Here is a 772-nt window from a genome sequence, read left to right on the forward strand (position 1 = left end):
ATAGACCGAGCTTCCTCTCAAAGGTTCAAAGTTTTTTCGATTTTTTTAGCAAAAACTTATGTAAATGATCGTTCTCTAACGATATCTGTTTAAATACTAACAAAATCAATATTCTATGCGACATGACTGCGTTGGATGATCTGTTCAACTAAATTGATCTCTAACGCGACTTCATCACAGGCATGTTGACGCGGGCATTGGTCGCAATCTTTCAACACTTTTTCTGGCAACAGAGACTTAGATGTTGGCAAGAAACTCTGCTTCATAAAGAACTCTGGCGTACGTGTTAGTACGAAGACTTTCTTAATCGCCATTTGACGTGCTTTATCCACCAAATAGTTCACAATCGCGCTGCCTTGCCCTTGTCCTTGCCAACCCGCCTCAATACCGAGCGAGCGAATTTCCGCAAGTCCAGAGTCATACACATACAGAGATGCGCAACCAGTCACTTCACCATGATGTTCAGCAACGGCAAATGAGCCAATGTCGCGAACGAGTTCATTACGAGAACGAGGTAAGTTTTCGCCCATATTCGCCCAGTACGCAACCATGCCCTCAAGCGTTTCGATATCCGTTAAACGTGCAGGACGTACTTTAACGGCCGAACTATCACGCTGCGCCAAACGCTTGTCCGCTTGGTCAACGGCATAAGCGACTTGTTTTGGTGACACGCCACCAAGCGCGCTACGTTTTTCTAGACAAGACTCAATCGTTAGGATGTCGTACACATCGTTGTCGATGACGTCAGAGAACTCTTGTAACTCTTGCAGTG

1 protein-coding gene is annotated in these 772 nt (G+C 45.3%); it reads right to left on the reverse strand.

The genetic code is table 11. The features are described from left to right. Positions 1-113: 113 nt before the first annotated feature. Positions 114-772 (reverse strand): GNAT family N-acetyltransferase (locus R8N47_RS24715; RefSeq protein WP_318186040.1); only part of this gene is annotated, 659 nt, incomplete at its 5' end.

This window comes from Vibrio sp. 2132-1 (genome assembly GCF_033344315.1).